This window comes from Deltaproteobacteria bacterium (assembly GCA_026388545.1).
Lineage (GTDB): Bacteria > Desulfobacterota > Syntrophia > Syntrophales > UBA2185 > JAPLJS01.
In genome coordinates this window covers 17,526-35,172 of the sequence record JAPLJS010000079.1, presented here as the reverse complement: position 1 = coordinate 35,172, position 17,647 = coordinate 17,526, and the positions used below count along the sequence as shown (strand labels likewise).

Below are 17,647 nucleotides of genomic sequence, written 5' to 3'. Positions count from 1 at the left end.
TACTTCGGTAACTGGGGAATCGCTGCTAAAATCTTGACTGTACTTGGCTATACGCTCTATCTCTTGCAGGTGGGTATACTGTACACATGGAGATGCCTGTCCGAAAATAGAATCTTTTCCCGTTATTTCTTGAGACACGCCGTATCGACCCTCGTATATGTAGCACTAATGATCTATTTTTTAACTAGAGTAATGTCAGCAACGCAGCTTGTCCTGTTCTAAAAGGGCCAGTGACTGAGGAACCATTCCTGCCGTGTTCAACTTTATACCACGCGTGGCTCATCTCAAACCAAGTTGTGTTTTTAAACGCTATTTATGATACATGGTTATTGCGAGCAAAGTTAAGCAATCTCAATATATTAGGTTGCCACGTCGCTTCGCTTCCCGCAATGAGATGATGGCAATTTGGTATCACACCCGATAAAATAGCTCAACAAACGAGGAACAGCGAGAGTGTCCATTGACAGAGAATTGAGGACAACCTTCAATGACGTGGCTAAGATATATGACGAGATTCGGCCCGGATACCCGGAACAACTGATTGAGGATGTTGTCTCGTTATCCGAAATCCCTTCAGGAGGAACTATTCTTGAAATCGGATGCGGGACGGGAAAGGCAACCTTGCCATTTGCCCGGCGCGGGTACACGATGCTCTGCCTGGAGCTGGGGGCAAATCCGGTCCGGCTCGCAGCCGAACATTGTAGGCCCTATCCCGGAGTTCAAGTTCGGAACATTGCGTTCGAGGAGTGGCCTCTTAAGGATAAGGCGTTTGACCTGGCCATTTGCGCAGAAGCGTTTCACTGGATATCTCCCGAAATCAGGCTAGTCAAAACCGCTGCCGCATTGAAGAATGGAGGATCAATAGCATTGTTCTGGAACGGCCATCATGGAGGGAAGTCGAAATTCTTTCAGGCGGCTGAGAAGGTGTATCGGGAGGGAGTGCCGCAGTTGTTGCAGATGAAAAGTACGCCGCCGGAGGAACTGGAAAGGGAAACGGTGGAGGAAATTAAGGGCTCGGATTTGTTTGGAGAAGTAATTGTGAGGCGCTATCCGTGGCGGGAGACGTACAATGAGGAGAGATACGTGAAGCTGCTCAATACCTATTCGCCGATACAGCGTCTGACGGATGAGGCGCGGTGGAAGGTACTGGCGGATATACGGGAGTTGATTAAACAGCACGGCGGGCTCGTGGAGAGCGAGTACGTCAGTCGATTCTACGTCGCGAGAGTAAGAAGGTAATGTATGCTGCCGCCCTTTCACCCTTTTCGATCAGCGGAAGCAAAAGAACAATATCTGAAGTTATACGATATGAGGGCGAAGAAGTGGCCCGTTCCATCGGAATCGAGAATGGGAGATACTTCTTACGGTCAAACGTTTGTGCGCATCAGCGGGCCCGACGGCGCTCCACCGCTGGTATTATTGCACGGAGGCAGCGGCAATTCGCTGCAATGGATACCAAACATAAAAGCTTTATCAGAGTTTTATAAAACCTATGCGGTGGACAATATTTATGACTATGGGCGAAGTGTATACACGCGACCCATCAAAAGCCCGGATGATTTTGTGAACTGGCTTGACGAGTCGTTTAACGCTCTTGCGCTTGGAGACACTATCAATCTTATGGGTCTGTCTTACGGAGGCTGGCTGACAAGCCTGTGCGCGCTCCGCTTTCCAAACCGGCTCAATAAAATTGTCTTATTAGCGCCGGCTTTTACAGTGTTACCCGTGCGGCTGGTGTGGATAATGCGCGCAATTCTCAGTTTCTTGCCCCATCGCTCCTTTGCCAGAAGTTTTATGCACTGGCTGGCAGAGGATTTGGTACACAAAGATGAAGCCGGCCGGATAATAGCAGAAGAAATGGCGGATGATACGTTTATGGCGGTGCGGTGCTTTAAGCCAAGGCGCCTGGTTAATCCGACGGTTCTGAATGATAACGAATTACAGGGCATCACCGTGCCTGCACTTTATTTAGTCGGTGAGAACGAAAAGCTCTATTCCGCCCAAAAAGCCATACAACGCCTCAACAGAGTGGCGCCCCGGATAAAAGCAGAGATTATTCCCAATGCCGGTCACGACTTAACAATTGTGCAGGCGGAGATGGTAAATAGAAAGGTCCTTGATTTTCTGAAACAACCGTGACGTACACAATACGATCGGAAGATAGTCTTTTAAGTGTCGCGTGCGATTCAGGTGAGTTCTCTCTTTTCACCGCACCGCAAGTAAGGTATAAGTCCTTCAAAGATTTCTCATATGCCCGACGAACGAATACACGTTGAATGCTACAGCGGCTACAAGGCCAACGAACGCCCCGTAGCCTTTACCTATCAGGGACGCCGCTGGGAAGCGGAAGAGATTGTTGATCGCTGGTACGAGGGGGGACTGGATCCGACCCGACCGGAAATAGACTATTTCAAGGTAAAAACCACCGATGGCCAGTTCTTTATCCTCCGCTATCTCTCCCTTTTTGACACCTGGTCCATCCGCACTTAACGATCACCGTTTTCGCTCACCTCTCCCATTTCCTGCAGGAGCTGTTCAAGCTCAGCCCGGTTGAAGTGATACTTTGTACGGCAGAATTCGCAGTCCACCTCTGCCTCGCCTTGTGCGGCAATCATGTCGGCGATATCTTTTTTCCCGAGGGATATGAGGACACGCTCGATCCTTTCCCTACTGCACGTGCATTTCAGGACGAGTTCCCTCTTTTCCAGAATATGGTAGGGAATCCCCTCAAAAATAATCTCCAGCATATCTTCAGGAGTCTTACCGGAGCGCAGGTTCTGCGTAACGGGCGGCATGCCCTCAAGACGTGCAACCAGCTTGTCGACTATTTGTTCATCGGACGGGGGAAGGGTTTGAATCAGGAAGCCCCCGGCGGCGCTTATGTCCCCCATGGGTTCAACAAATACCCCCAATCCTACGGCAGAAGGAATCTGCTCCGATTCGGTGAAATAGAAAGCGATATCCTCTGCGATACCCCCGGTACGTATTTGCACAATGCCGTTATACAGTTCCTTTAACCCTGTATCTTTGATCACGGTGAGGAATCCGTTCCTCCCGAGAGCCCCCGGCACATCAAGTTTTCCTTCCTTTAACGGCACATCGACATCAGGGACCCCCACAAACCCACGAACGGCGCCGCTGCTTTCCGCTTCCACGATAATCTTCTTCAGGGGGCCGTCGGCCTCAAACTTGAGGGCCAGACTCTGACCGTCCTTCAACAGGGACGCCATCAGCGCACCCCCGGTCAGCGCGCGCCCTAACGCGGCCGAAGCGGTTGGAGAAGTGCCGTGCAGACGGCAGGCTTCATTGACAAGATCGGTCGTCACACAGGCCAGTCCAAGCACGTTTAATGTATTACTGATTACGCGCACAATATAATTTTTCATCGGCCGTCTCCCTTACGAAGATTCTACAATTTCCAATATCTTATCCACATTGAAGACCCGCTTTTCCCGTCGCGTCATACAGAGCGCCTCCAGGCCGATAAAAGGGTGGCCTTTGTATTCCATATCGCCGACGGAAAGGGGTCTGATGAGGCGGCGGGTCTTTTCGTCCTGTGCCTTCAGGTACACAATTTCCAGGGTTTGTTTATTCCTGATTGCGTCCTCGATGATCTGAATTTTATCTTCCCGTGGCAACTGCCGGGCGGCAATGTCGTACTGGCACTTTGTCAGGAATTTCACCACCTGCCAGTCCATGAGAACGTGATTTTTCCGTATCGGTTTCATCAGGACGATGCCTTCCAGAGTAGTGCAGCGGGAAAGCGCCACATACATCTGGCCGTGGGCGAAGGTGCCTTTCCCCACATCAATGATGGCCCTTTCAAAGGTCTTTCCCTGGCTTTTATGGATCGTAACGGCAAAGGCAAGCCTTACGGGATACTGGGTAAATGAACCGACCACTTCGGAAGAAAGCTCCCCGTTTTTGAGAAAAAACCGAAAGATCTCCCATGTGTAGGGAGTAATTTCCATTTTTTTACCGTTATCCAGTCGTGTGATGAGGATATCCTGTTTCTCTTCGTCCTTTTTCATGCCGATCATCCTTCCAATCGTTCCGTTCACCCATCTTCCGGATGAATCGTTATTGAGAAGCATGATCTGTGCGCCCTTCTTGAGTTTGAGATCTAAAGCCGTCGGCAGGTATTCCTTGCTGAAATCACCTTCAATGATGCCGCGGACCGTCCATGTCTTGCCGGGTAATTGAGCAAGCTGCTCATCATTGAGACGATCGGCCAAATCATTTGTGGTGGTGAGATAAATGTAAAAAGCGTCGGGCGGGGCGGTGAAGTTGGGATCGAAACGCTGATTGAGCAGGACCAGATCATTATCGGTCACGGTGCGGTTGCGGATGGCATTGAGCAGGCGGATAAAATCGTCGTCCTTCTGACGGTAGATCTTTTCCAGTTCGATGAATTCCCAATCCAAATCTTCAAAGACTTTTGCGCTGAAAAAATAAGGGGTTGCGTAATGCTCCCGGAAAATTTCCCTTTCATGACCCGTCACGACCGGCGGAAGCTGGTAGAGATCGCCAATGAAGATCATCTGAACACCGCCAAAAGGAAATTTTTCTTCAGGACCGTTGAGGCGCAGGAATTTATCGACGCAATCAAGGAGGTCAGCCCGTACCATGGAGACCTCATCGATGACAATAGTCTTCAGCTTTCTATAAATATTCTTTTTTTCATCACGAAATCTTTTACGGATGGCCCCCAGGGTCACATCGGGCTTGAAACCGAAAAAGGAGTGAATGGTCTGCCCGCCGACATTGATTGCGGCCACGCCGGTAGGGGCAAGGACAACGGCCTTCTTTCCCGTGTGTTCCTTGAAGTAGTTGAGCAGGGTCGATTTCCCCGTACCCGCCCTGCCGGTGATAAAGACGTTCCGGTTCGTTTCTTCCATCAACTCAAGGGCCTTCCGAAACTGGGGGTTGAAATCGATGGCTGCCGGGTTTTGAATTTTTCCTGTCATAGTACGCTATTCCTCTTTTGATAGTATCCTGTAATTCCTCTTCTTTGCAAGAGGATATTCAGGAGTCTCTGCGGTACTTTGTAGCTGCTTCTGATGGGCTATTTCTGAGACCCAGGCAGGACAGTCATTATGTCGTCATCCGTACAAAATTCCTTATCATACGTACTATGTATTTTGTGATAATAAATACAAATCACCGAATTCTTTAATAATAATTTGACAACAACTATTAATATCTTTATAAATTACTATTATTTTTCATAGATTTGTTTTCACGTAACCAGGAAAAGCGTATTACGTATATTAATTGTTAGCCTCTGGAATAAGACAGAAGAATATGGTAGAATCACATTTATATGAATAATCACGAAATTGCGAAACAGATGGCAGATCGTACCGCCAAAGCAGTCGCTCACTACTGGCAAACAAGGGCTGTCCAGTGGAAGAAACAAGAAGCAGGTGGCAAAGCCGACCAAGGTCTGCGTAGTGCCGTTACTGGCGGTGCTCAGATGGATGGATTTATCGACCTCTTTACATCGCTTGTCGCTGAGGCAGGAATTCCCCGCCAATACGTGTTCAGAAAGAAAGCTGTTGCGCTACCTGGTTTTTTCCGACCCACCAAGGAATGGGACCTTCTTATTGTCCGTGATCGGACATTGGTCGCCGCTATTGAAACCAAATCACAGGTTGGTCCATCTTTTGGCAACAACTTCAACAACAGGACAGAAGAGGCGATGGGAAGCGCTCTTGACCTTTGGACGGCATTCCGTGAGCGAGCATACTTGGAAAGCCCCCAACCTTTTCTGGGCTATTTCTTCATGTTGGAGGACTGTGATGCATCCAACCGTCCTGTCAGTGTCCAGGAGCATCACTTCAAGGTGTTTCCCGAATTCGTTGGCGCATCATACATGCGTCGGTATGAACTGTTCTGCCGAAAACTGGTTCTGGAACGTCATTACACCGCCTCCGCCTTCCTCACTTCGACTAGCCAAGACGGCTTGAATGGGGAATTCAAAACCCCTGCGGATGATCTTTCAATCGAACGTTTCGCAAGAATCCTCATCGCCCATGTGGCGACCTTTGCGTGAGACAATGCAGTCAACTCTCCACAGACTAATCAACGGTGATGCAAGGGAATTGTCTTTTCTGAAGCCTGAGTCGGTTCACCTTGTTGTTACATCTCCTCCGTATTGGAACCTCAAGCGTTACAATGAAAACCCGGATCAGCTCGGCCACGTTCAGGACTATGAAACATTTCTCTCGGAGTTGGAGAAGGTCTGGCGACACATTTTCCGCGTACTCGTTCCTGGCGGGCGCATGGTTTGTGTCGTAGGGGACGTTTGTGTTGCGCGGCGTAATTTTGGTCGGCATCTTGTGTTTCCGCTTCATGCAGATATTTCTGTCATCTGTCGTCGAATTGGCTTTGACAACCTGAATCCCATCATCTGGCATAAGATCGCAAATGCCTCGTATGAAGTTACAAATGGCTCCAAGTTTCTCGGCAAACCATACGAACCTAACGCCATCATTAAGAACGATATGGAATTCATCCTCATGCAGAGGAAACCTGGCGGGTATAGAAAACCGACGGAGGCACAGCGAAGGGCAAGCAAATTAACCAAAGAGGAGTTTGCCCGCTGGTTCCAACAAATATGGAACATAACGGGGGCTTCAACAAAACACCACCCGGCGCCGTTTCCTTTGGAACTGGCAACACGATTGGTACGCATGTTTTCATTCGTCGGAGATACTGTGCTTGATCCATTTTGTGGTACAGGCACGACAATGATTGCGGCCTTAAGGACAAGCCGTAACAGTATTGGGATTGAGATTGATCCTGAATATTGCAGGATGACGGCACGATACCTGAAAGTCGAAAGCTCGGATCTCTTCTCAAAAATCAATCTCCAATTTGAGAAAATCAGCGCAGAGCAAGAGTATTCCGTCATGGAAGATCAGGCTCTGTATGAAGTAAGACCGGCAAAGAAGAAGTTGGATTAGGTCAAGAAGGCACTGCAAGGTGCGTGGACACTTCTGAGCTTCCAACCTGCCAGTAATTGGCGGCACTAAAGTGCATAGGAGATTACTACTAATGGTGGCAAAAACAGCATTGATGGATACCGTGTTTTACGATGAAACTCCCGCTGATGAAGGGGAAGAATGCGAAATCAGAATAAACGGAAATGTAATTGTACTATCCTATAAAGATGATAATGGAGTGGTTATTTACGAAGGAAAGGATAAAGGACATGGTCATTTTGTATTGAAATGTCCAGAAAGGCAAGCACGAGCTACTTTGCATCGAATTCCAAATAGCAAATTCTTAGAAGGTTACTGGATAGAGGAAGGCGAGAGAGGTTTTTGGAGAATCACTTTACCGTGAGCTGGCAATGACGTGACAGTTAGTGCCACGCAATTCCGCAAAGCTTTGCGAAGTTGAATCCTTTCCATAATAGACGGTTTATCAATGAAAGTCATGCCTGCTACTGACAGAATCGATGGCACTACAAAGAGATCGAAGAAATGGAAGCTCGTCGAACAGATCGTGGCTATCGTCTTTCAGGCTCCCGATGTACGGGTTCAGAAAAATGTGCGACTCCCTGCGCTTAGGCGACGTGGAGGTAGAGGTGGCATGCGCGAAATCGACGTGCTGATCACCGGCAGCCTTGCCGGGCAGCCAATCCATCTGGCGGTCGAATGCAAACATCATAACAGGAGAACTGATTCGCCACAGATCGACACTTTTGTTGGCAAGCTAATGGATGTCGGTCTCCCAACCCAAACGAGTATCTTCGTATCAACTGCCGGATTCACTCAACCGGCAGTTGAACGAGCTCAAGAAGTCGGAATGAGAACTCTTGTCTTGGCAGGGGCCGAGTTTTCAGAGGCCAAGGATCTCATTTTTGATGCAATTCAGTCACACGTTTTTATGGCCTGTGCGTTAAAAGAACTCACCTTTAACACCGATGAGATGATTGAGGGCGGCTCATTCCAGCACATGCAGTACTACGACATAGATGGAAATTATAAGGGGTCTATCGCCGATCTACTTTGGGCGGCTTGGCTTAGGGGAACTCCTCCTCTGATTTGCGGAAGTCACGTCTACCGCATGGAAATACCCGATGACTGGAAGTATCTGGCGGACGGTCGTAAGAACTCCATAAACAACATTCAGGTTAAATACGAAGTTTCAGCCTTGACTTTTCAGCTAAAAGGGGAGGGGAGGGCATATCAGTTAGTTGACGCGCTCACGAGAGCTACAGAGCGCCGAACTTTGCGCGTGAAGTTTCCTGCGGGGCTCTTCGATGCAGCTCCGAATGTCTTCAAAACGGAAGAAGCCTTGCGTGGGTTCCTCTCCGCTCCTGCCCGTGCTTCGGTCACTATTGGGCGTATAAGACTACCAAAGCTGATCATGAACCAGGGGGTACTTTGGCCAGTGCCCTCCACGGTAATCGAGCAACTCATGCGACTACAACCTGATGACGGTCAGAAGGAGTTCTTGCAGTTTACTATGAGTGCGTTCAACAACTTCTGGGACTTCGACGAAGTATACGCTCAGGTTGTGAGGAAATTGCAGACCGGCCTGAGTATCAGTATGAAGGTGCAGCCAATGTAGAACGAGTTCTAATAGAGGGATCTATCGGCTTGACTGACGGAGTTTCTTTATAAGTTAGAAATATGTCGTCTATATATACTGAGGTAAAAATGTAATGTTGGAAAAAGATTACAAAATATTATGAGCAAGTATCCAGAATTGATAGAAGACAGGCTGGAGTTTTCGAGCCGAACAAGTTAGGCGGCTGACTTTTGATGTTGAGCCTGTAGGAAAAGGGGTAAAACCTGTTATTTTTGCATTTCCTAGGTTTATAAGTATCTAATTTAATTAAGCGGAATTTTTCACAAAATGGTCAAATCAGACTTTTCCTGCAGACTCGTTATATATCAATAGCTAAAGGAGGTTACAATGGGAACATTGTTTAAACAACCGGAAAGAAATCATCGAGTTATCAAATTATTAGATATTGAAGACTTTCTTGAAAATGCCATAAAGGTTTCGAAAGAAAAAAAAGTGTCAGTATCCGATGTAATAGAAGCAAAAAAAGTTCTCGAATTACAACGCAAAAATGATCTTTATGTAGAGAATGGTGACACACATGATGAACAAATGTCTGGAATTGGAGAGCTTCTCAAAGAATTAATTCAAGCAATCGAATCTATCAATGAAGCTGACTGAAATATAACAATTCTCTTGTGCGGACCGTCTTCTGCTGAGCGCTAAGTATCCTCGCTGACGTTCGGCGGCTCCACAGCTCAGGCGTTATACAAAAAGAGGTAACGCTACATGATCAACGATGTTTTCTATACGAGGTACAATCACCCGTTGTTCTACGGTGGGAATATCCCTCCTCAAGTTCAGATTTTATTCACGCAGGCTGGTCATATTATCTTTGAGGATATCTGTAAGGGTTACAAAATCCCAATCGATATTTTCACAAAATCTCACAAAAAACTTGCTAGAGAAATAGGATTAGTGTCGTTGGGGCCAGGAAGCACCGACGATGAGATCTGTGGGCTCCTGATTTTTGAACGCTATAATCTTTGGAACGATCGCCATGGAGAGGGTGACTATTTTATTAAGCTCAGGATCAGCCTTATAGAACTCATCTTCCGTGAACTTGAATCTTTTGCAGAGTCGATGCAAACCCAGAAGAAAGGGCTTTTTTCTCCCACAAACATCGCCGCATATACTTCTCTATCAGCGGCGTTATCATCTGCCATCTCCGAGCTCAATTCCAGATTCCGCACCTGTGGTTTTCCACTACATTACCACAACGGTTATATTCAATTTTCCAACGATCAAGTGATAGCGCAGGAAATTGAGGAGCCATTTTGGGCACTCCTGAAAGATCAAAAATGGAAGAACGTTGATATTGACATGAAAGAAGCCATCCACAGGCGAGACATCAAAGGTAGGGATGCTGCCTTATATGCCTTTAAAGCTCTTGAAAGCACTATTAAAATCATTTCTGATGAGAAGGGGTTTACATCTGGAAAGGAAAAAGGAGCTGCCAGCTACATAGACAACTTAGTAAGCAAGTCGAACGGGCGATTCATAGACGTCTGGGAGGCTAATTTGCTGAAGATGTTATTTTCAGAGCTTAGAAATCCCCATGGGCATGGCCCTGGTGCAGAAGAAATGCCACAGCTAACTCAGGAGCAAGAGACTTTTGTCATAGAGTCTGCTATGACTTGGGTTAAGTCCCTTATCACTCGAAAATAATTTTGTATAACAACAGGATTGACCAGTCAAGCTGGTCATCCTGAAAACCGTATCTCTGGTTCTTGGAAGCGGCAGCGCTCGATGTTTAGCGCACATTGGCGTTATTCATTGGCTTGAAGAAAATGATTACAAGATACGCTCAATAGCCGGTTGCTCAATTGGTGCGCTCATAGGGGGGGTTATATGCAACCGGAAAACTCTATGAATATGTATGAAATCGGGAACAACAGCCACCAATTACCAGACATTTTGCGTTAACCCATAAAATAGAGGAAAATTAATGGCAAAAAAGAATCAATCAATTCTCGACATGCTGGCTCTGTTTCCGTGGTGGGTTAGTGTAGCGTTATCTGGCATTTCATATCTGATTCTCAAATACTTCATACCCTCAATAGAAATTCAGCAAAAGGGGCCAGCAGACATAACATATATGCTGTTCAAAGGGCTGGCTACTGCCGCGCCCTCGCTTGCTCCGATAATTGCACTAATTTTGTTAATTCCTACTCCCATTTCGGTAATTAATTATTGGCGGAAGCGTAAACTTTTAGATAAGCAGGAATCCATTGATACCGTTCGTAATTTAAACTGGAAGGAATTTGAAGAATTAGTGGGGGAAGCTTACCGGCGTCAAGGATATACGGTATATGAAAATACCAGTGCTGGACCTGATGGCGGCATTGATTTGACATTGAAAAAGAATGGCGAACTGATCCTTGTTCAATGTAAGCAATGGCGAAATATCAAGGTCGGTGTTGACAAAGTTCGCGAGTTATACGGCGTTCAGATTTCTCAAAATGCAAATAGGTCAATTTTAATGACTTCTGGTTTCTTTACTCAAGAGGCGAAGAATTTTGCAGCAAACAAACCAATCGATTTGGTCGAAGGCTTTCAACTGTTTGAATTTATCAAGAACGTTCAGCGTGATCGTAAAGCAGCGCCAACTGTTACAAAAACATCTGTTGTCTGTCCAGAATGCGGCAGTGAAATGGTGTTAAGGACTGCACGAAAAGGAGCAAACGTTGGCCAACAATTCTGGGGCTGTTCAAGGTTTCCTGCTTGTCGTGCAATAAAAAATTACACGGCATCGAGCTGACCAGGAATAGCATCTGGCGTTTTTCATTCCAGCGTCTGATTCTCGATCAATGGGGTCGGACAAAGATAAGTAATAGGAATCATAAAGAATATGATTGAAAAACGGCCTATATTGAGCCTTAAACTGCCCATTTTGGCCACAAAATATACACCTAAGATTACGATTGCTTGCAGAAAAAATTAGGTAACCTACCGATCGCTCGTTCCTTGGCCTGTGATCTTTAGTTATGTGAAGGAGAACAAAAAGAATGAGAAATTCGATCAAAACAATTGGCAATCTGATCGACAAAGCAAGCGTATCTATAATCAGTTCCGTTGATGAAGACGGTTTTCCTAATTCAAAAGCGATGCTTCCACCGAGGAAAAGGGAAGGCATAAAGCATATCTTCTTCACGACGAATACATCCTCAATGAGGGTAAGGCAATATCTCAATAACCCGAAAGCTTGCTTGTATTTCTTTGATAAACGATTCTTCAAGGGCGTTATGCTTAGGGGAACTATGGAAGTCCTGCATGATAGCGCATCTAAGGAAATGATCTGGAAGCCTGGTGACGAGATGTATTATCCAAAGGGTATAACTGATCCCGATTACTGCGTACTCAGGTTCACAGCTCAAAACGGAAGGTATTACAGCAATTTTAAATCTGAGAATTTTGAAGTTGGGTAGAGAACCGAGCTATCACATAACCAGCACAGCCAGACTGACGCGGACTGACGCTCGCGCCTCTGATGCGTGATCGTTCGACAACCAGAAAGGGGACAGTGAGACATGATGATCATTGGTATCAACGGAAGCCCGAGAAAGAACTGGAATACGGCGACCCTGCTGACGAAGGCTCTCGAAGGCGCTGCTTCACAAGGGGCTGATACCGAGTTGGTGCACCTGTACGATCTTGCCTTCAAGGGATGCATGAGTTGCTTCGCATGCAAAATCATTGATGGGCCGCACAACGGAAGATGTGCGCTGAAGGATGACCTTAGCCCGATACTCAAAAAGATCGAGGACGAAACCGATGCGATTATCTTGGGAACACCTATATACTTCGGAGCAATGACCGGTGAGATGCGCTCATTCATGGAACGACTTCTGTTTGCCCCCCTCGTATATTCTAAACCGCCCCGGTCTGCATTTCCGCGGAGGATCAGGACGGGAATCATCTACACCATGAACGCGACCGAGGAGATGTGCGCCGAACGCGGTTATGGGGCGATGTTCAGTTCCACTGAGGCATACTTTCGCATGGTCTTCGGTGAGGCTGAAACCTTCTGCTGCTATGATACCTATCAGTTTCCGGACTATTCTAAGGTCGTTATGGAGTATATGGACCCGGCCAAGAAGGCAGTACGACGTAAGGCGGAGTTTCCGGATGACTGCCGGAAAGCGTTCGAGTTCGGTTGCCGGATCGCTTCAAAGGCATAATTACGACCATGCATCCATGCTGTTTTGAACAGACGCATCCATCGGACCGGGGCTAAGCCCCAGCCGCCGATCCGTACGTTAGACGTGATAAAACCAAGGGAGTAATTTTATGCTATTTCAGGCAACACAATTTATGAGAAAGGGTGTTATTCACTGTAAGGCAGCAGTTGAAGAAGTATTCCCGCTTCTGTGTCCGAAAAGAGAAGAAGAATGGATTCCGGGCTGGGAGTGCGAGACAATCTGGTCAAATAGCGGTTACAATGAAGAAGGCGCCATCTTTAGAACCATAAAACCTTACAGTACTGAATTATACTGGACCACTCTTCAATATAATATAAACAGTAGAGTTGTCGATTTTCTGCTCACAGCTCCGCATCTATATATGTTTCGCTTCAAGATTGAGATCCATGTGAACGGCGATGGTCTTCTCACAATAACGTTCACGCAAGTTTTTACTTCGATTTCAGAGGAAGGCAACACCTTTCTCAAGCGCTATGAGAGTGAGGATTTTGGGGGAAGATTGAAAGGTCTCGAGGAGTTTATGAACCGTCACCTTGAGGACAAGAGAAAAAAGAAGCAGATGTAGTGGCGGATGACGATGCGAGGATATAATGGGGTCGGACCAAGATAAGTAATAGATATCATAAAGAATAGGATTAAAAAACTGCCTATATTGAGCCTGAGACTGCCCATTTTGGCCACAAAATATACTCCTAAATACGGCTGCTTGCAGAATAAAAATAGATCACCTACCAACTGATCGCTCGTTCCTTGCGCCGGTGATTTTTTCATTAGCCTTCTTAAAGATTATTGCATATTTTTTTGGTATGATATATTGTAATACCCAGAGGTGTTGCTATGAGTACCATAAAAATAGCTATAACAATTGAAGAATCCCTGCTCCAGAAGCTGGACAGGTTGGTACAGTCAAAAGTATTTCCCAACCGCAGCAAAGCCTTTCAACGAGCCGTAGAAGAAAAAATCGCTCGCCTGGATCGGTCCCGTCTTGCACGAGAATGCGCTAACTTGGATATGAAAGACGAACGATCACTTGCTGAAGAGGGTTTTACACCGGAGATCGACCAATGGCCAAGATATTGAGGGGAGATATTTTCTGGGCGAATTTAGATCCAGCGAAAGGATATGAACAATCCGGTGAACGCCCTGTCTTAATACTCAGTCATGATGTGTTTAATGAGAGGTCCGGCACCGTTATAGCCATGGCGCTGACGAGTCAACCCCAAAAAGCAGGCTTCCCTTTAACCTTCGAACTGTCAAATCCGGAACTCCCCAAAAAGTCCTGGGTTAAAATTAGCCAAATTCGTACTTTTTCAACTTCACGCCTTGGGAAAAGGATTACCACAATATCTCCTGAAGAGATCGATTTAATTATTGAAGGGCTAAACGAAATAATTGGGGGTTAACCAGAGTCTGTATAGCAACGCGGTAAAATTGCGAGCATGAGCCGCATCGTTATGGATAAAAAATCAGAAAAGGATTTACTTTCATGGACAATGAATTGCCACGGATAAACAAGAAAGTGCTGATACTCACTAGCCTCGGTGACGACAGTGAAGAGAAGCAGTATTGGCTATCTCGAACGATATCCGACCGCTTTAATGCAATTGAATACAACCGGAGAATGGTTTATGGCATTGATCGAACTTCATCCAGACTTCAAAGATTTCTTGAAATTACTGAATTTTCATAAAGTTGTGCAAAAATCGGGGACAGCCACCAATTACCCTTGAATAATTATGGACACTTCCCTGTTTTTGTTAACTTAACTCCATGACATAGTTCAGATTTAATAAAACAGGGAAGTGTCCATAGTTGTTCTTAGTTGTTCATACGAAGGGGCGTTATGAAAAGGCTTTTGGCAATCATTCTTATAATGGGCATGACTATAGGTTGCGCTACACAACAACGGTACACAATACCATCGCCTAAAACGCAATCCGACTTTCTATTAGACCGAGAGGAATGTTCCAAGCTAAGCGGATACCAAGGCGGACATTTCTTGTTCGGGCCACTCATAATTATTTTTCCCGTTGTGATTGTATTGGAAATTATTAAGGTGAATCATCAGAAAGATTTCCAGAGATGCATGATTGAAAGAGGGTACAAATGTGCTGATGGTTGTTGGGATATTACGGCTTCAAAACCTCCTCCGAAAAGTGAAGATAATATTAGGTTATAAGGTCTCACAAATAAAGCTGCATTTCAGTCCTTATTCAGCTGCGGAATCGAGGTTCCCGGGAGTCGTTTTCGTCGCATACGCACGTCCATTGCGGCGACATGACGAAGCGTGAAATGAACCCGTAGAGGAAGGAAAAATGCAAGCCGTCATTTTTGAACAATCAGGTAAAGCCCAAGATGTTTTAAAAATTCAAGATATTGAACCTCCAATTGCCGGGCAAGATCAGGTATTGATCAGAGTTGCCAGTCGCCCAATCCATCCTGCTGATTTTCTATTTATTGAAGGACGCTACAGAATCAAACCCATCTTTCCTCAAGTTGCTGGTTTTGATGGCGTGGGGACGATTACTGCGTGCGGGCCTGGCATCACCGATTATCACCCCGGCATGCGTGTCGCTTTTCGCAGTCCTGGTGCATGGGCTGAGCTTGCTGTGGCGCCGGTATCAAGAGTTTATCCCGTACCTGCCGAAATCTCTGATGCCATCGCGTGTCAGTTTCCGTTGAATCCACTCACAGCGTGGGGCCTCCTTGAAGAATGCAACCTTGCAGAAGGCAACCGTCTTTTGATTACTGCGGGGCGCTCAGTGATTGCACGTATCTTGACCAAGCTTTCACAGCGTAAGAGGCTGAAAGCAACGTTGCTGGTACAGGAAGGCATGGGCTATGTCGCCATTGATACAGAAACCGGAAAGACCGTTTCGAAAGGCTTAAGCGTTGAAGAAACTTTGCAGGGTGCTATTGCAGAGGGACGTTTCCACGCTGTGCTTGATGCTGTCGGAGGCTCAGCCACCTTAGCAATAATTGAAGCACTTGAACATCGAGGGCGACTGATCTCTTATGGTTTACTCGATGACAGCCCGATTACCCTTTATGCTTCGACCCTTCTTTTCAAAAATATTATTTGGCAAGGATTTGGTATAGACGGCTGGCTTGATAATGCGACACAGGGACAATTAGCAACTGCGCAAGAAGAGCTTTGGGGAATGCTTTCAGAAGATCCGAATTTGCTGCCTGTGATTCAGTGTTTCAGTCTTTCAGAAGTAAAGGAAGCGATCCGTGTCGTGCATGAATTTCGCCAGCCCGGTAAAGTCTTGCTGGTAAGCTAACCATTAAAGACCGACCGCCTGTGGCCGCTGCTGAATTCTGCCGTTAGGCTGGCAAACTGTACTTAAAAAGTATGGAGAAACATGGATGCTTCAAAATCGTTATCCTTCATGAATGTGCAAGAAATCCATGCAAGATTACAGTTGCTTGGTGATCCACAAAGAGCAGAAGTGCTGCAAGGATTCTTCAAAACAGGACCGGGAGAATACGGGGAGGGAGATGTATTTGTCGGTATCCGTGTTCCGGAGATAAGAAAGCTGGCCAAAGAATTCCAGGGACTTTCCCTTTCAGAGACGGTGAAATTACTTCACTCCTCCATCCATGAATCACGAGTGTTGGCACTCTTGATCATGGTTCGTGCCTATGCGAAAGGAGATGTTTCTCTCCAAGAGAAGATATATAATCTGTATCTTCAGAATACCCGGTTCGTCAATAATTGGGACTTGGTGGATATTTCGGCTGAACATATTGTCGGTCCTCATTTGAGATATAGAAGCAAGGCGCCGCTCCATGCCTTGGCAGCATCGAACCTGTTGTGGGAACGCAGGATTGCAGTAATGGCAACATTTCACTACATCAAGCATGGGGAGTTTGCCGAGACGTTGCATGTAGCGGGTATGTTGCTCAGCGATACAGAAGACTTGATTCACAAAGCAGTTGGCTGGATGCTCCGGGAGATCGGCAAACGTGATCACATGGCGGAGGAAGTGTTTCTGAAAGCACACTACAGGCTCATGCCGCGAACCATGCTCCGGTACGCTATCGAGAGGTTCCCGGAAGATTTGAGGCAAGGGTATTTGAAAGGAAAAATAATCTACCCGTCTGTGCCGGTTTCTCTGTGTCGCCCTCATATAAAACCCGCTCCAGAAAAAGGCCTGATGGCGGCGCCGTGTTCTTTGCCGGCAGGTCGGAAGGATGCGTAAGCATTTTTTTTACATCGTGGTACGACAGGCTTCCTCTCCCCGCTTCAACGATGATCCCTACCATTCTCCGGACCATCTTCCACAAGAAGTGAGAGCCGACAAATCTCAGGATAATCAGGCCATCCACTTCTCTGATATCCACCGCATCCAGTTTGACCTTTGTGGACGTATCTTTATCAAGCCGTTTATCCGCAAAAGATGCAAAATCGTGAAATCCCTCAAAAAGATCACAGACTGACCGCATCTTCTCGATGTCCAACGCATCCCTCACCCACCAGACATACCTTTTCCCGAAGGCGGTCCGGTGTTTTGAGATAATATAGAGATAGCTTCTCGAGATTGCATAATGGCGGGCATGAAAACTAACGGGAACTTCCTCAACGTTGAGTATATTAATATTGGATGGGAGCAGATCATTCAGACCCTCCCGTATCTTTCGAGGAGGCATTGTCTTTGTCGCACCCAGGTGGGCAACCTGACCGAGGGCATGGACACCTGCATCGGTGCGGCCTGCCCCCTGGATCTCCACTGACTCTCCGAACAGCTTCTCGGCCGCATGTATCAGCGTATCCTGAACGCTCTTTGCATTTATCTGTGTCTGCCAGCCTCTGTAACTGGTCCCATCGTATTCAATGGTGATTTTGTACTTGTATCTCATTT

At 46.5% G+C, this 17,647-nt stretch carries 20 protein-coding genes and 2 pseudogenes; 19 read left to right on the top strand and 3 right to left on the bottom strand.

The genetic code is table 11. The features are described from left to right. The first annotated feature begins 453 nt into the window (after positions 1-453). The 3 genes from NTW12_10145 to NTW12_10135 all read left to right on the top strand — a co-directional run bounded on the left by NTW12_10145 (position 454) and on the right by NTW12_10135 (position 2,490). Entirely contained in the window at positions 454-1,239 is a 786-nt protein-coding gene (locus tag NTW12_10145) for a class I SAM-dependent methyltransferase (protein MCX5846695.1), read from the top strand. Positions 1,240-1,242: 3 nt separating this feature from the next. Next, positions 1,243-2,139, top strand: a complete 897-nt coding sequence (locus NTW12_10140) for an alpha/beta hydrolase (protein MCX5846694.1) — start codon at positions 1,243-1,245, stop codon at positions 2,137-2,139. 111 nt (positions 2,140-2,250) lie between these two features. After that, complete coding sequence (locus NTW12_10135) at positions 2,251-2,490, top strand: hypothetical protein (protein ID MCX5846693.1); 240 nt, start codon at positions 2,251-2,253, stop codon at positions 2,488-2,490. On the opposite strand, the gene hslO is transcribed toward NTW12_10135, so the two are convergent. Then, positions 2,487-3,386, bottom strand: a complete 900-nt coding sequence (gene hslO / locus NTW12_10130; protein MCX5846692.1) for an Hsp33 family molecular chaperone HslO — start codon at positions 3,384-3,386, stop codon at positions 2,487-2,489. The two genes, NTW12_10135 and hslO, sit on opposite strands and share 4 nt — an antisense overlap. 12 nt (positions 3,387-3,398) lie before the next feature. Next, positions 3,399-4,967: an AAA family ATPase gene (locus NTW12_10125; protein MCX5846691.1), complete on the bottom strand. Its 1,569-nt coding sequence runs from the start codon at positions 4,965-4,967 to the stop codon at positions 3,399-3,401. Between the two features lie 356 nt (positions 4,968-5,323). On the opposite strand from NTW12_10125, the gene NTW12_10120 reads away from it, so the two are divergent. The 16 genes and pseudogenes from NTW12_10120 to NTW12_10045 all read left to right on the top strand — a co-directional run bounded on the left by NTW12_10120 (position 5,324) and on the right by NTW12_10045 (position 16,876). Then, positions 5,324-6,055: a restriction endonuclease gene (locus tag NTW12_10120; protein MCX5846690.1), complete on the top strand. Its 732-nt coding sequence runs from the start codon at positions 5,324-5,326 to the stop codon at positions 6,053-6,055. A 4-nt stretch (positions 6,056-6,059) separates the two neighbouring features. After that, the gene (locus NTW12_10115; GenBank protein MCX5846689.1) at positions 6,060-6,968 is read left to right on the top strand and encodes a site-specific DNA-methyltransferase; all 909 of its coding nucleotides are present in this window, start codon (positions 6,060-6,062) and stop codon (positions 6,966-6,968) included. Positions 6,969-7,059: 91 nt separating this feature from the next. Further along, complete coding sequence (locus tag NTW12_10110; GenBank protein ID MCX5846688.1) at positions 7,060-7,350, top strand: hypothetical protein; 291 nt, start codon at positions 7,060-7,062, stop codon at positions 7,348-7,350. Between the two features lie 93 nt (positions 7,351-7,443). Continuing rightward, entirely contained in the window at positions 7,444-8,583 is a 1,140-nt protein-coding gene (locus tag NTW12_10105; GenBank protein MCX5846687.1) for a restriction endonuclease, read from the top strand. 348 nt (positions 8,584-8,931) lie between these two features. After that, the gene (locus NTW12_10100; protein MCX5846686.1) at positions 8,932-9,201 is read left to right on the top strand and encodes a hypothetical protein; all 270 of its coding nucleotides are present in this window, start codon (positions 8,932-8,934) and stop codon (positions 9,199-9,201) included. A 108-nt stretch (positions 9,202-9,309) separates the two neighbouring features. After that, positions 9,310-10,248, top strand: a complete 939-nt coding sequence (locus tag NTW12_10095) for a hypothetical protein (protein ID MCX5846685.1) — start codon at positions 9,310-9,312, stop codon at positions 10,246-10,248. 31 nt (positions 10,249-10,279) lie between these two features. Next, positions 10,280-10,429 (top strand): annotated as a pseudogene (locus tag NTW12_10090) (patatin-like phospholipase family protein). Positions 10,430-10,528: 99 nt separating this feature from the next. Continuing rightward, positions 10,529-11,341, top strand: coding sequence for a restriction endonuclease (locus tag NTW12_10085; protein ID MCX5846684.1), 813 nt, complete (start codon positions 10,529-10,531; stop codon positions 11,339-11,341). 247 nt (positions 11,342-11,588) lie between these two features. Beyond that, positions 11,589-12,008, top strand: a complete 420-nt coding sequence (locus NTW12_10080; protein ID MCX5846683.1) for a pyridoxamine 5'-phosphate oxidase family protein — start codon at positions 11,589-11,591, stop codon at positions 12,006-12,008. Positions 12,009-12,110: 102 nt separating this feature from the next. Then, positions 12,111-12,761, top strand: a complete 651-nt coding sequence (locus NTW12_10075) for a flavodoxin family protein (protein ID MCX5846682.1) — start codon at positions 12,111-12,113, stop codon at positions 12,759-12,761. 109 nt (positions 12,762-12,870) lie between these two features. Next, positions 12,871-13,347 carry a hypothetical protein gene (locus tag NTW12_10070; protein ID MCX5846681.1) on the top strand — a complete coding sequence of 159 codons (477 nt, stop codon included), beginning with the start codon at positions 12,871-12,873 and terminating at the stop codon, positions 13,345-13,347. A 272-nt stretch (positions 13,348-13,619) separates the two neighbouring features. Beyond that, positions 13,620-13,862, top strand: a complete 243-nt coding sequence (locus tag NTW12_10065; GenBank protein MCX5846680.1) for a ribbon-helix-helix domain-containing protein — start codon at positions 13,620-13,622, stop codon at positions 13,860-13,862. Next, the gene (locus NTW12_10060) at positions 13,847-14,185 is read left to right on the top strand and encodes a type II toxin-antitoxin system PemK/MazF family toxin (GenBank protein ID MCX5846679.1); all 339 of its coding nucleotides are present in this window, start codon (positions 13,847-13,849) and stop codon (positions 14,183-14,185) included. Before NTW12_10065 ends, NTW12_10060 begins: the two co-directional genes overlap by 16 nt. Before the next feature lie 83 nt (positions 14,186-14,268). Continuing rightward, on the top strand, positions 14,269-14,472 hold the full coding sequence (locus NTW12_10055; GenBank protein MCX5846678.1) for a hypothetical protein: 204 nt from the start codon (positions 14,269-14,271) through the stop codon (positions 14,470-14,472). Between the two features lie 625 nt (positions 14,473-15,097). Then, complete coding sequence (locus tag NTW12_10050; protein ID MCX5846677.1) at positions 15,098-16,066, top strand: zinc-binding dehydrogenase; 969 nt, start codon at positions 15,098-15,100, stop codon at positions 16,064-16,066. A 108-nt stretch (positions 16,067-16,174) separates the two neighbouring features. Then, positions 16,175-16,876, top strand: a pseudogene (locus NTW12_10045) (DNA alkylation repair protein). Here the strand turns inward: NTW12_10045 and truA are convergent. Next, positions 16,824-17,645 (bottom strand): tRNA pseudouridine(38-40) synthase TruA, encoded by an 822-nt coding sequence (gene truA / locus NTW12_10040; GenBank protein ID MCX5846676.1) that lies wholly within the window; start codon positions 17,643-17,645, stop codon positions 16,824-16,826. The pseudogene NTW12_10045 and the gene truA sit on opposite strands and share 53 nt — an antisense overlap. Positions 17,646-17,647: the final 2 nt, after the last annotated feature.